This is a genomic window from Oribacterium sp. Sow4_G1_1, from assembly GCF_052116105.1.
Lineage (GTDB): Bacteria > Bacillota > Clostridia > Lachnospirales > Lachnospiraceae > Oribacterium.
Map to the genome: position 1 here is coordinate 175962 of NZ_JBQKLS010000001.1, position 12896 is coordinate 188857.

Below are 12896 nucleotides of genomic sequence, written 5' to 3' on the forward strand. Positions count from 1 at the left end.
TTGCGTGATTGGCCTGGCCATAAACATATTTTATTTAATTGCGCTATCTACCATACCCTGGATGAAATACTTCTGCAGGAAGAGGAAGAGTACGATAACCGGCAGGATACCGATGAACGCGGCCGCAGCGGCACCGTTCATGTTCGCTGCATCGGCGGAGAAGAATCCGGCGATCGCCAGTGTAACGGTCTTCATCTTCGGTGACTGAAGAAGGTACAGTGCAAACTGATAGTTATTCCAGCAGTACACACCGGTGATGATGATAACCGATGCGGTCACCGGCTTTAACTGCGGAAGGATGATCTTAAAGAAGATCTGAATCGGTCCGCAGCCGTCGATGGCTGCTGCTTCTTCCAGCGCTACCGGAATCGACTGGATAAAGTTACTATACAGGAAGATACTGGTCGGTAACTGGAAGGTAACGAGGGCCACGATGATGCCCCAGTAGGTATTGATACCGCCGATGTTCGCCATGAAGGAGTAGAGCGGTACCAAGATGCTGAGTGGTGGAATCATCATGACACCCATGATGAAACCCTTTACGATGACATTCAGCTTACTCTTATTTCTCGAAATCGGGTAAGCGGCCATCGCACCGATGACGGTGATCAGGATGATCGATACACCGGTGATCAGGATGGTATTCTTCAGGGCCAGCATCATGCCGCTCTTTTCGAGCGCAGTATAGAGGTTCTTCGTATAGATGTAGCCCGGAAGTACCCATCTCGAGGAGTGGTCATACGGTGACTTGAATGCAAGACCGATCACCATGTAGATCGGGATGATGTGGACAAAAACGATAAAAATCGCCAGTAGATATTTCCACAGATTTGATTTCTTCTGCATTATACATCCACCTCCCGCTTGTCGAAGAATTTGATAACCACGTTACTGATGACCATGATCAGCAGGAAGGATACGATACCGATGGCGGATGCATAGCCTGCGGACTGGGCCGAGAAGTACTGGTTGGTTACGAGTGTTGACAGTGAGTGGGTAGAGAATCCAGGTCCACCACTGGTGAGCGCCATAACGAGATCGAAGAGCTTCAGTCCACCGATAAGGTTCAGGATGGTCGACGACGAAATGGCCGGCATCAGAAGCGGCAGAGAGATATTCTTGAAGATCTCAACAGCATTGGCACCGTCCAGCTTCGCAGCCTCATAGTACATGCTCGGCACGTTCTGTAAGCCGGCGAGGTAGATAACCATGGAGACACCCACGAACTGGATGGAGTTAACGATGACGATGATGGCGATGGCCGCGTTCGAGCTCGACAGAAGATCTACCGGCTCACGTCCGAGCCAGGTGAGGATGTCGTTCAGTGCACCACCATCATACTGGAATACGAAGTACATGATGTAACCCATGATGAGAGAGGCGATCATGACCGGCATGTAAATGACGGTTCGAACGATGGCACGTCCCCGGAACTTCGTATTCAGGAACAGGGCATACGCGAGTCCCAGGATATTCTGGATGATCGTACTCACGATACCATAAATCAGTGTATTGACCAGTGCGGTCTTTACGTTCGGATCCTTCAGGAGGCGAACGTAGTTATTCATTCCCACAAACTTCATGGTCTGCGAATATCCGTTCCAGTTGGTAAAGGATATTCTTATACCATGCAGGAACGGATAGATTACGAAAACCAGGAACAGTACAACAGCAGGAATGTAAAAAAGATTAATTACTCCCTTTTTTTGTACCTTCATTTCATTACTCCTGTGCCTTCTTCTCTTCGTAGCTGTTCTTCATCTGAGCGACAGCATCTTCTGTTGCGTTCTTCTGTCCGGAAAGAATGGTGCCACCAGTTACACAAAGGTCATTCCACATACCGCTTGGAAGGTACTTACGATCGAAGTAAGGAATGTTCAGGATCTCAGGGTTGTTTGCATACTTGCCGTAGAATGCCTCGAGACGGCCGGTATCACTCTCTACGTTATCAAGACCAGAAGGCATACCGCACTTGGTTGCAAGTCTTCCACAGATGTCCTCTCTCGCCATGAACTCCATGAACTGCTTTACTTCCTCTGGGTGCTCTGTCGTCTTCGACATACCGATTGCGAAATGCTCACCCGTCATAAGGGAGGTCTTTAAACCAGTCTCACGTGCAGGCAGTGGCATGAATCCGAGCTCGGTATCCGGATTCTGTACATACATCTCAGTAATGGCAGAAGCGGAATGGAACATAAATGCAGACTTCTCTGCTGCCATCGCCTTCACGCCGGTCATGAAGTCAGAAGTTACGGCATCCTTGTTGAAGTAACCAGCCTCATTCCAGCCGGCAACCTTATCAACGACTACGTTCCACTTCGACCAGTCGAAGGAACCGTCAAGCAGTGCCTGCTGATTTGCTTCATCCTCGTTGGAGATGAAGGTCGGAGCGATGAAATCCATCAGATTACCGACGGTATAGCTATCCTTACCACCGATCTGGATCGGAGTCTTGCCGATGGCTTTTACCTTCTCGCAGGCTGCATCGAAGTCATCCCATGTCTTAAGGTCGTCTACATTGACACCAGCCTCATTCAGTACGTTTACGTTGTATACAATACCGGTCAGATCCATGTCGATCGGAAGAGTATAGAGGTTACCCTCTGCATCGGTGATCTGCTCTGCGATGGAGGGTGAAATATGGTTTGCGAACTCGAAATCGTTCAGCGGTGCAAGGTACTCAGCGTAACGTGCGACTGCCCAGCCATGGGTCGTCCATACGTCCGGAAGCTGCTGAGAAGCCATTCTGGTCTTCATGATGTCAGAGAAGTTACTTCCTGGCATGATCGCCTCAACGCCGATACCGGTCTCTTCTGTGAACTGCTTGCAGACTGCCTGCACCTCATCACTGATAGCCTCACCATTCAGGTTGTATAAGAACTCGAGGGTAACGTCACTCTTCGGCGCATCCTTCTCTTCCTTGTCTGCCTGCTCTGCCTGCTCTGCCTTTGCGGTCGTCTCAGCGGCCTCGGTGGTCTTCGGCTCTTCCGGAGCCTTCGAACATGCTACAGATGTAACTGCCATCGCTGCGATCAGCATGGAGGTAGCGAATTTCTTCATAATCATTTCCTTCCTTTTCTTTCGTTTCTTCGTGTGGTAAGCGCGCTTTTTCATGTACATCCATAGTAACAGGACACAGATTCATCTTGAAGTGACTCAATTCTACACTTTGGTACCCTTTTCTGTTACTGTCCGCCGAGCCACGCCTTGACTTCACTCTGTCTGAACGGTTACCTCTTCTTGGATTCGGACCATGTCTACGCCCGGGAGACAGTTGACGCGGCGGATTGATTCAAATATTATAAATAGGAATTATAAGCACTCAAATTTTTGTGGATTTTGACAGAGGAGAAAGATGCGCCGATCACAGAGCTTTCAGAACAAACTCATCCTGCTTTTTCTTTTCAGTATCATCCTGCCGATTTCGATCCTCTCGTCCTGCCTCGCCTTTTACCTGCAAAACCGGATTCAGAAGGAAAACGAGACCTACTTCTCGACGACGCTGTACGAAATTTCCAGTAATATGAGCACCTACTTTTCCGATCTGCAGCATATGGCACTGACGCCGTATATTTATGATGACATCATTAATTTTTATACCGCTGTCGATAACGCGCAGTACACGGTGGAGGGGCCGGCAAACTATCGCATCGGGTCCTACCGGCAGAACTATATCTTCTGTATGCAGCGTCTGATGATCACTTCGCGCGATGATATCCTCTCGATTTCGTTCATGCCGAAAAATCCGAAGAACCAGATGATTCTGACGACGAGTCGGAATCGGGATCTGCTGGAGACGGCGGACTTTCGCTATAATGATCAGTACTGGTTTGCAGATGGATTTTTGCTCGATGAGCCGTTTCGCTACTCCATCACGGAACCACTGCCATTTATGAATACGCAGTCCGAGGTCATCGCAACGTTTCATACGGTGAAGAATATTAATACGAAGCGAAAGCTTGGTGTCCTGCGCATCGACTCGTCGCTCGCACCAATCCGGGGCATGTTTGACAGTGTCGAGCTGACCCCGCACTCCGGATTTATCATCGTAGATCAGAATGGAAAACCGATTTATCACGAAGGTTATCTGGATGACGAAGCGGTGCCTTATCTTCTGCGCGAAGACGCTAAGATCCGGACCTCCGGTGATACCTATCTCCGCTATCAGCGCAGCATCAAGGGGATGCCATGGACGCTTGTGTTTCTGTCCTCTTACCATGACAACATGAAGTCGATTCTCCTTATCTGGATTCTCGCGGCGATTCTCGGTGTACTGACCATCATCGCCGGCTGTCTCTTCTTCCGGAAGAACTCTCAGAAGACGACCATCGTGCTGAACTCAATTCTGAGCGCGATGGAATCTGCATCGAATGGAAATCTCGATATTCATATCCCGGAGGAACTCATGGCGCGAAACGATTTCTATGTCGCGGACGAGTTTACGATGATCGGAGAGCATCTGAATGAAATGATTCATCAGCTGGATCTCTATATTCAGCGTTCCTATAAAAACGAGATTCAGCGACAGGAAGCGGAATACCGGGCACTACAGAGTCAGATCAATCCGCACTTCCTCTATAACACGCTGAACTGCTTCGTCTCTCTGAATCGTCTCGGAATGAAAAAGGAGCTGGAGGCCGGCATTCTGCAGTTAACGCATATCTTCCGCTATACCTGTAGCAACTCAAAAACGACCACTGTCGCGCAGGAGCTTCAGTTCTGTACTCAGTACTGCGAGCTCATGAAGCTTCGTTTCGATGAGCGTATCACCTATGTCTGCGAATGTGCGGAGGCTACCCGCGAGATTGAGATTCCACGTCTGTTGATTCAGCCCTTCGTCGAAAATGCGATGAAGCACGGCATGGATCCGGATGGACGGTCGATCACCATCTGGACGGCTGCCTGCATTGACCATGGCACACTGGTGCTTTCGATAAAAAATAACGGTATTCCGATCGACCTCGATACGCTACGCTCTTCGAAGCATGTCGGCATCATGAATGTCGAAAATCGACTGAAGATTTTCGATCCGGACGCACGACTGGATATCACGCTCGAGGATGGTATTACGAGTTTTACGGTGTATATTCCGATGAAGGGCATCGGTACCCGGATATAAGCGCAGGGTAGTGACGCAGGACTTCCATTCTATGGCGAAGCGTAGACACCAGACGATCGGAAACTGCGGAATCATGTTCGCGGAAACAGAAAGGATAGACTATGAATATCATACTGGCAGATGACGAGCGTCTACCACGTTTGGGATTAAAAAGCATGATCGAGGAGCTGTATCCGGAACAGCACAGCTTCATCGAGGTTACGAACGGCGAAGAGCTGCTGCTCTATGTCGAAGACCATACACCGGATGTCATTTTCCTCGACATCCACATGCCGAAGCTGTCCGGACTCGACGCCTTCGCGCAGTTTCATACGAAGGATATTCCGGTCGTGATGCTGACCGGCTATGCAGAGTTCGCCTATGCACAGAAAGCCCTGACCTATGGTGCCATCGACTATATTCTAAAGCCGGCGGCGCTCGAAGATATACAGAAGGTCATGGAAAAAATCATGCAGCTCAAGCAAAAGGAGATTTCGGCGTACCAGAAGGATTACGAGCTTGAATGTAAAAAAATCCTCGATCTCTACTTCTCCATCCAGTTTATTCAGCAGCCGAAATATGTGCAGCCACCCTACACCGTCATGATCTTCTACTTCGATCATGATCCGAAGTCCTCGAAAAAGAATAATTTCGATCTGCTGTCCACCTCTCTTACTGCCCTGTCAGAGAAGTATTCCTTCCCGTGCGGCTGTGGTTTCCTGCCGAGTGGCGAGCTCATCTATATCACGACGGGCCAGCTGCCGCGCACACTCATCACCCACATCCCGGAGGACTTCCAGAAGCTCTCCTCCTGCCTCGCAACCGGATTCGTCTACTATGCAGATTCTATCGAGGACTTACTACGTCGCATCACCTATGTGCAGAAGCTCGAGAGCATTCACCTCTGCACATCCTTAGGAAAATGCATGTTCCTTGATGAGCTGAAGGAGCAGGAGACGTATCTCCCGCTTTCCACACTGCTGGATAAGGCGATTCTCGCTCTGCAGCTGCAGGACTCCGTGACTTTGCATAAGACGCTCTCGGAGATGCGAAATCTGGAAAACGGAGATGCACTGCTCGCACGCTGTGACGCATCCCTCGCTCGCGTCTTTGATCTGACCTTCCATCATCGCATCGAAACCAGCTCGATCGCACAGCTTACCGACAGTATCCAGCAGCTACATAACGCCGACAGTACCCCGGATACCATCGAAAAAATCAATCGGTACGTCGACGAAAACTATATGAATCAGATCGGCATCAACACGATTTCCGATCTCCTCGGCATCTCTCCGAATTATCTGAGTAAGACCTATAAGATGAAAACCGGCGAGAACTTCACGGACTATCTCACGAACGTGCGTATGCAGAAGGCCATCGAGATGGTCGCCGCCGGCAGGTGCCGGACTGTACGAGAACTCGCCGAAAGCGTCGGCTATTTCAGCACCCGTTACTTCACGAAGCTCTTTATGAAAACCACCGGCGTCACCCCATCAGAGTACCTGAAGCAGCACCTGCCACTATAATAAGGACGTTGGAACCATCACCATGCATTTCCAGTAAGCAGAATTTCTGTGAAACCAGACGCTACGGAAGTGAAAAGAAGGGAAGTCCCGCCGGGCTTCCCTTCTCTAACGTTTATACTTTATTCTTCTCCATGATGTCCGGTGTCAGCCCGAATTCGTCGATGACGAACTGCGGGATCTGTCCGTAGTAGAAGTTTCTTACGAAGGAGCCGCGGTCCTCTTCCTCGACTTCCTCATCCTCTTCCAGATCGTACGCGTCCTCGTCATCGAACGTATCCAGATCGCCATCGTCTGCAGTCTCGAACGCATCTGCATCCGTTCCCGTCGCCACATCACTGCTCCTCAGCTGACCCACGTTCACAGTAAACTTCGTATCCGACCGCTTCATATCCACGACGATTTCCATGCCGCAATCGGTTTCCGTGAGCGGATTCAGAGAAACGACCGAGTGTGAAGCGGAGGCCGCGAGGATTTCCCGAATCTGCTCCGGGTCCGTCACGGTCAGCATCGCACGGCTGTCGTCACTCAGGTACTTCCGCTGGCGCTGGCCGAGTTCTGTATCCGCCGGTGCCATCTCCTCTTCCGAAACTGCAACGCCCTGATACGAGAGCGTGATGCTCGCGGTCTTTTCCGGAGTCACCGTCCCGCCGACCTCGACACCGCACGCCCGGAGAAGCGCGATGGTCTTCGTAAAGGACGGGTAGATCGGGTAGTAGTAATAGTGGTTGAAAAGCGTGTAGTTGCCGCCTTCGTCGCGCAGCTTCTGGATGAGCGCCTGATTCTCGTTCGTTTTAAACTGGATCTCCGCGATCGGCATCTCCTGCGCTCTAGTCTCGCTCGTCAGCGCCTTCAGCTCCTCCTGGTACGCCGCGAGCAGCGCCGCCTTCACGTCGGCTCCGGCGAGCTTCACGTGGCTGCACTCGTCCTCTTCCTTATAGTTGATGCCCGCGACGTCGTCCGCGGACAGCGACAGTACCGGATACATCGCCGTCTTGTAGGCGTCGAGATCATAAACCGACTCGAGCGCTGCTCTCACGCCGGAGACATTGACCCGATAGCTGCGGTAGACGGTCCGCCCGTTCCGGAGGTGCCAAGCGATCGTGACGTTATGAAACGCCTCATCGCCCTCCTCGAGATCATAGGAGCGCCCGCCGCCCCGCAGGAAGCGGTCTCGGGCCTGTGCCGCATCGTGCACACCCTGCGCTGCGATCGTATGGAGGAGTTCGAGCCCCTGATCGTCCGAGATCTGCATCTCATCCGCCAGCGTCGAGGACGGCATCGCGTCAAACGTTACGCCATACCAGCCCTCGGTATATTCCACCGTCGAGTGGTACTGGCTCGTCGCATCTGGGTCGAGGAGGTCGCAGTAGATGCCGCCGGACGCAAGCTTCTCTGTCGCCGGCAGGTAGCGGTCGTAGCCGAAGAGGTCGAAGCGGAAGATCGCGAAGACGACGCCGACAAAGACTGCACTCACAAGGAGCTGTCGCTTATGCGCAAACAGACTCTTGAAATCGAAGTGATAGATGATTTCGATGATGCAGCTCACGAGAAGGAGTCCGCAGACGAGACCGAACACGGTCCAGCCATCCTCGCACATCATCGAGTGGAACATCGCGCCGAGCAGGAGTGACGACGGCACGGCGATCAGGAAGCGGATGATCGGCTCCGTAATCGGAAAAGCCATCGCGTGGCCGGCTGCCTCGGACGGACGTCGGCGATAGAGGAGCATACCGAGGAGGAACAGCACTGCCGCTGCCAGCATTGCCCACAGCGCCATACGTCCAGGCTGCGAAGACATGCAGGCCTTCACATACCAGGCGACCGGGGAGGTCCGCTCACTAAGCGCCAGCAGGAAGCTGTCGTCGCCGTAAAAGGTCGTGAAATACTCCGAAAAATACGCCGAGATCGTCATGCAGATCACCGGTCCCCAGCTGAAAAGCACGCCGGTCCCCAGCAGGCCCACCACCAGATTTCCGGTCAGCAGCATGCTGAGAATCGCGGTCATGTACACGAGGGCGAAGAAGCACAGGTGCTCGACGCTCGCGAGGTACAGGCTGCCCCAGTCGAACGGCACGCCCTTCACGCGGATCATAACGGCGGCGATCGTCAGGAAGCCGAGATAGGCGACGGCCATGTAGAGAAAGCCGTTCAGGCAGGTCACCGCGTACAGCATCTCCCGTCGGATCGGAAGGCTATGGTAGAAATCCGTTTTCTTTTTCGAGTGCAGGTACGCGAAGCCGGAGGCCGCCAGCACCACTGCGGCAATCGTCAGCATGAACGCGAGTGCGCCACCCTTCATGGAGTACATCCGCAGCATGTCGCGCGTGAAGTCCCTCTGCGCCTGTGCCAGTGCGAGGTCCGCCGGGAGACTGCTGTTCAGATTCTCCGGTCGGAAGGCCGTGCTGCTCCAGAGCGCCGTCGTCACCGGGAAGGCGAAAAAGCACAGGAGCAGGACGAGCGCCAGGTTCCAGATGCGCTGCTTCGTATTTTCCTTCATGTATTTAAAAAATAAGCTTCTTGATGTCATAACCGGCCACCTCCGTTTCGCTGATAAAGATTTCCTCCAGGGAGAGCGGGATCATCTCGAAAAAGACCGGATGATAGCTCTGCATCCGCGCCTGGATCTCCTCCTTCTGTCCCCGCACCGTGAGCGTCAGCAGGCTTCCACGCTGCTCCGTCGTCATGATGTCGAGATCCTGCAGGTTCGTGCGTTCGAGCCCGGCAGGCAGCACGCACTGAATCTTATGAATGTTCATCTTCATATCGTCCAGGTCCTTCGAAAGCAGCATGCCGCCCCGATGCAGGAGCCCCACGTGATCGCAGATATCCTCGAGCTCACGCAGGTTGTGCGAGGCGATCACCGGTGTCAGGTGCCGCTCCTCGATGTCGTTTGCGAAGAGGCTCTTCACGGTCTGCCGCATCACCGGATCGAGGCCGTCGAAGGTCTCATCACAGAAAAGATAATCCGTGCCGGCGCAGATGCCGAGCAGCACCGCAAGCTGCTTCTTCATGCCCTTCGAAAAGGTCTGGATCTTCCGGCGTCCGTCGAGCTCGAAGCTCTTCAGGAGCCTGTCGAAGCGGTCCGTATCGAAGTTCGGGTAGATACCCTGGTAAAATGTCTTCATATCATCCGCTGTACCGTTTCCGAGAAAATATGGCTCATCCGGGATATAGAAGCATCTCGCCTTCACCCGTATATTCTCGAAAACCGCCTCCCCATCGAGGGTGATCGTGCCTTCATCCGGCTTCAGGATCCCTGCCGCCATCCGGAGGAAGGTGCTCTTCCCGGCACCGTTTGTGCCGATCAGACCGAACACCGTGCCATCCTGAATCTCCGCATGGATATGATCCACTGCGGTCACGCCCTGAAAGCGCTTGGTCAGATTGTCCGCCTTTATCATCTTCTGCCTCCTGTTTCTGTTTCGTATTCCGAGCCTGCGCCAGATCCTGTTTCTGTGCCTGCGCCCTGGCCTACACCAGATCCTGTTTCTGTACCTGTGCCCTGGCCTGCCCCTGCGCCCGGATTCAGTTCGTAATTCTGCGCCACCTGCGCCTGAAATGCCTCCATCGTGATGCCGGCGTTCCGTGCATCCTCAACCAGCAGTGCGAGCTCCCGCCAGATTTCGACCTGCTTCTTCGCACGAATCTGGTGATTTTCCGCCACGAAGCTGCCGCGTCCCTTCACCGAGTAGATATAGCCCTGTCGCTCGAGCTCCGCATACGCCCGCTGGATCGTATTCGGATTGATCGACAGCTCCGTCGCGAGGCTTCGGACGGACGGCAGCTGGCTGTCCTGTGCGAGCACGCCCCGGACCATCAGATCCGACAGCTTTTCCACGATCTGCTCATAGAGAGGACGTCGATCCTTGTAATCGATGAGAATCATATCCGCTATCCCCTTTCCAGTACGTTTCCTGAATCTGTGAATCAAATGCATCAGATCCGGCAGGAGCGTAGCCAGGTGATTCATTTAATTCGTGTGATTTGAGTGAATTAAGTGTATTAATTGTATTAGTACAGTTAAAGTATAAAAAGAAAGCAGCCGATTGTCAATCAGCTGCTTTCTTACGATTTTATGAACATGTTCCGGCGCAGGTCGGAGATCGGGTTTTGCGGACGCCGGCGGCCTGCTGCTTTACGTGAAGTGTTTCTCTGCCTTATGTTCCTTCTTATTCTGGTACATCTTCTGGTCGGCGCGGGCCTTCGTATCGCGGATGCTCTCATACGCATCGAGGAGGGCACTTCCGTACGAAACATTCGGCAGAATCGAGGTCTTCACCCGCTGCTTCGTCAGGTTCCAGTAGAACTTCTCCCGGCAGAAGACCTCCTTCTCTGGATTCCAGAGCAGCACACAGAACTCATCACCACCGATACGGTAGCAGTTGCCATAACGGCTGTAGGCCTTCTTCAGACACTGCGCGATTTCACGGAGACAGCGGTCACCCGCGAGATGCCCGTAGGTATCATTGATATGCTTGAAATCGTCGAGGTCGAGTACGATCAGCATCCGGTCCTCTTCGTGCAGGTTCAGCGTCCGGTTCAGGTAGTTCTTCTGGCTGAGCAGTCCTGTCAGACCATCGAGCTGGTTCCACATCTCGTTGCAGTAGAGGTAGTACAGGATCGACAGCATGGTCACGCAGAGCCATGTCACGTGGATCCCCGGCAGCCGGATCTGCACGAGCGTTCCCAGCGCGAGAAACAGCGCCAGCGCATAGATGAGCTCCCGGCCGCGGTTCTGGAAAAAGCGCGCCATCTCGAGGAGATGGTACATCAGAAAGACGATGCCCGAATAGTACATCAGCATGTAGACCGGGAAGCCGCCCAGCCGCGAGTATTGGTTGGCCGCGTCCACCGTAAACACCAGTCCGCCCGTGAAGAGCGAGACGGTCATGATCAGAAAGTACACGATTTCCAGCGCGGTCGCCACCTTCAGGCTCTCACTGATCTGTCCGCTCTGATCGATCGTGTAGACCATGACGAGCGGCACCGCGGGTGTCAGGCTGAAGCCCAGGTAGTTTGAGATGATGTTGATGGGCCGCATCCAGCGTGGCCCTCCGTCCACCAGCACTGTGATCAGCTCCAGGATCGAGATCAATGCAATCAGCAGAAAGGTGTACAGAAAACCGCGAGTCTGCTTCGGATTTAAGGTATCATTCAGGCTCACCAGCACACACATAAATGCGAGCGCAAATAAATTGATCGCGGTAAGCACAAGAAAATACATGTCCGTCATCGCGATCCCCCTTTCATTTCTATAATGTCATTGATTCATTATATAGGAAGATCGGGGCGGGAAACAAGCCAGAAAAGGGCAAAAAACGGCGAAACGCAGGTGAAAGTCCGGCAAATCATGCGGTTCCAGATGAAAGCCCGGAGGGGCGACAACAGAAGCACAGTACTTCGAAGCCGGTAAAATCTAAGCCAGCGACCCTAAGCGGCACTAAGCCCTCTGCAATCACCGAGTTTTCTTTATGAAAACTCGGCGTTGCAGAGGGTGCTAAGGAAAAATTACTCTAAGTGCCGCTAAGGGAACCTGGCTTGATTTTACACGGCCTCTACGTATGGCTTCTGTTGTCGCCCCTCCGGGACTCTCCTCCGCTGAACGATCACGATGCATTCTGTTCAGAATCAGGCACCGATCAGTTTTCCGATGCAGTTCTTAGCTTGCTTATACTCGTGCGCGCCTGACTTTTCATTTGCAAAACCGCTGTAGATTTCTGTGAACAGAACAAATTTCTTTGCTGTATTATCGTATCGATATCCAGCTTCGATGACGATCCAGTCCCAGCCATCCGGTTTTCCACTATCCGATCGCCGGCTGTTAATTTTCAGATCATCCAGTCCGGCTGCTTTTACGATCTTTGGGAGTTCAGTATCGCTTGCATTCCATGCAGTTGTTTTGATCACTCCATTAATCACCGTATTCTTGCTGGCACCATAAAATACGTTTCCAGTTTGACTACCATAAGCGCTTGGCCATCCTTTGTCCTCACGCCTAATCGTCACCCAGATGCCGGATGTATCGCCTTTCACTCCAGCCGGGAGCTGCACGCTACCATCGTTGATGGCGTTGACGAGGACGGATTCTACGGCGCGGGCGTTATAGAGGTCAACGCTGCGGCGGGCCTTCTCGAGCTGCGTGGTGAAGATCGGGATTGAGATGGCCACCAGTACTCCGATGATGGCGACGACCACCAGGAGCTCCGCCAGGGTAAATCCGCGTTTTTCTTTTTCAGCTCGTTTCATATCCGCACAGCTTTCTTATCTTATGT

10 protein-coding genes are annotated in these 12896 nt (G+C 52.7%); 2 read left to right on the forward strand and 8 right to left on the reverse strand.

Going from position 1 to position 12896, the window contains the following annotated elements; all coding sequences use genetic code 11:
* Nucleotides 1–30: 30 nt before the first annotated feature.
* Genes ACTQ52_RS00840 through ACTQ52_RS00850 form a run of 3 tightly spaced genes read right to left on the reverse strand, consistent with a single transcriptional unit; the run spans nt 31 to nt 3060 of the window.
* On the reverse strand, nt 31–846 hold the full coding sequence (locus tag ACTQ52_RS00840; RefSeq protein WP_410043094.1) for a carbohydrate ABC transporter permease: 816 nt from the start codon (nt 844–846) through the stop codon (nt 31–33).
* The gene (locus ACTQ52_RS00845; protein WP_441981502.1) at nt 846–1718 is read right to left on the reverse strand and encodes a carbohydrate ABC transporter permease; all 873 of its coding nucleotides are present in this window, start codon (nt 1716–1718) and stop codon (nt 846–848) included. The genes ACTQ52_RS00840 and ACTQ52_RS00845 overlap by 1 nt, the downstream gene beginning before the upstream one ends.
* A gap of 4 nt (nt 1719–1722) precedes the next feature.
* On the reverse strand, nt 1723–3060 hold the full coding sequence (locus tag ACTQ52_RS00850; RefSeq protein ID WP_441226564.1) for an ABC transporter substrate-binding protein: 1338 nt from the start codon (nt 3058–3060) through the stop codon (nt 1723–1725).
* 295 nt (nt 3061–3355) lie between these two features.
* On the opposite strand from ACTQ52_RS00850, the gene ACTQ52_RS00855 reads away from it, so the two are divergent.
* Nucleotides 3356–5119: a sensor histidine kinase gene (locus tag ACTQ52_RS00855; RefSeq protein ID WP_441226565.1), complete on the forward strand. Its 1764-nt coding sequence runs from the start codon at nt 3356–3358 to the stop codon at nt 5117–5119.
* A 101-nt stretch (nt 5120–5220) separates the two neighbouring features.
* Complete coding sequence (locus ACTQ52_RS00860) at nt 5221–6624, forward strand: response regulator transcription factor (RefSeq protein WP_441226566.1); 1404 nt, start codon at nt 5221–5223, stop codon at nt 6622–6624.
* Between the two features lie 112 nt (nt 6625–6736).
* On the opposite strand, the gene ACTQ52_RS00865 is transcribed toward ACTQ52_RS00860, so the two are convergent.
* The 5 genes from ACTQ52_RS00865 to ACTQ52_RS00885 all read right to left on the reverse strand — a co-directional run bounded on the left by ACTQ52_RS00865 (nt 6737) and on the right by ACTQ52_RS00885 (nt 12870).
* A complete protein-coding gene (locus tag ACTQ52_RS00865; RefSeq protein WP_441981503.1) occupies nt 6737–9151 on the reverse strand; it encodes a DUF6449 domain-containing protein in 2415 nt (804 codons plus the stop codon).
* A complete protein-coding gene (locus ACTQ52_RS00870) occupies nt 9126–10025 on the reverse strand; it encodes an ABC transporter ATP-binding protein (RefSeq protein ID WP_441981504.1) in 900 nt (299 codons plus the stop codon). Before ACTQ52_RS00870 ends, ACTQ52_RS00865 begins: the two co-directional genes overlap by 26 nt.
* Nucleotides 10022–10510 (reverse strand): GntR family transcriptional regulator, encoded by a 489-nt coding sequence (locus ACTQ52_RS00875; RefSeq protein WP_441981505.1) that lies wholly within the window; start codon nt 10508–10510, stop codon nt 10022–10024. The genes ACTQ52_RS00870 and ACTQ52_RS00875 overlap by 4 nt, the downstream gene beginning before the upstream one ends.
* A 249-nt stretch (nt 10511–10759) precedes the next feature.
* Nucleotides 10760–11857, reverse strand: a complete 1098-nt coding sequence (locus ACTQ52_RS00880; RefSeq protein WP_441981506.1) for a GGDEF domain-containing protein — start codon at nt 11855–11857, stop codon at nt 10760–10762.
* A 395-nt stretch (nt 11858–12252) separates the two neighbouring features.
* Nucleotides 12253–12870, reverse strand: coding sequence for a type II secretion system protein (locus ACTQ52_RS00885; protein ID WP_441981507.1), 618 nt, complete (start codon nt 12868–12870; stop codon nt 12253–12255).
* Nucleotides 12871–12896: the final 26 nt, after the last annotated feature.

Bases quoted from the DNA above. Each gene is read 5' to 3' on its own strand.
- ACTQ52_RS00875 (WP_441981505.1), bottom strand. From the start codon at position 10,510: ATGATTCTCATCGATTACAAGGATCGACGTCCTCTCTATGAGCAGATC.
- ACTQ52_RS00845 (WP_441981502.1), bottom strand. From the start codon at position 1,718: ATGAAGGTACAAAAAAAGGGAGTAATTAATCTTTTTTACATTCCTGCT.
- ACTQ52_RS00850 (WP_441226564.1), bottom strand. From the start codon at position 3,060: ATGAAGAAATTCGCTACCTCCATGCTGATCGCAGCGATGGCAGTTACA.
- ACTQ52_RS00870 (WP_441981504.1), bottom strand. From the start codon at position 10,025: ATGATAAAGGCGGACAATCTGACCAAGCGCTTTCAGGGCGTGACCGCA.
- ACTQ52_RS00880 (WP_441981506.1), bottom strand. From the start codon at position 11,857: ATGACGGACATGTATTTTCTTGTGCTTACCGCGATCAATTTATTTGCG.
- ACTQ52_RS00885 (WP_441981507.1), bottom strand. From the start codon at position 12,870: ATGAAACGAGCTGAAAAAGAAAAACGCGGATTTACCCTGGCGGAGCTC.
- ACTQ52_RS00855 (WP_441226565.1), top strand. From the start codon at position 3,356: ATGCGCCGATCACAGAGCTTTCAGAACAAACTCATCCTGCTTTTTCTT.
- ACTQ52_RS00860 (WP_441226566.1), top strand. From the start codon at position 5,221: ATGAATATCATACTGGCAGATGACGAGCGTCTACCACGTTTGGGATTA.
- ACTQ52_RS00840 (WP_410043094.1), bottom strand. From the start codon at position 846: ATGCAGAAGAAATCAAATCTGTGGAAATATCTACTGGCGATTTTTATC.
- ACTQ52_RS00865 (WP_441981503.1), bottom strand. From the start codon at position 9,151: ATGACATCAAGAAGCTTATTTTTTAAATACATGAAGGAAAATACGAAG.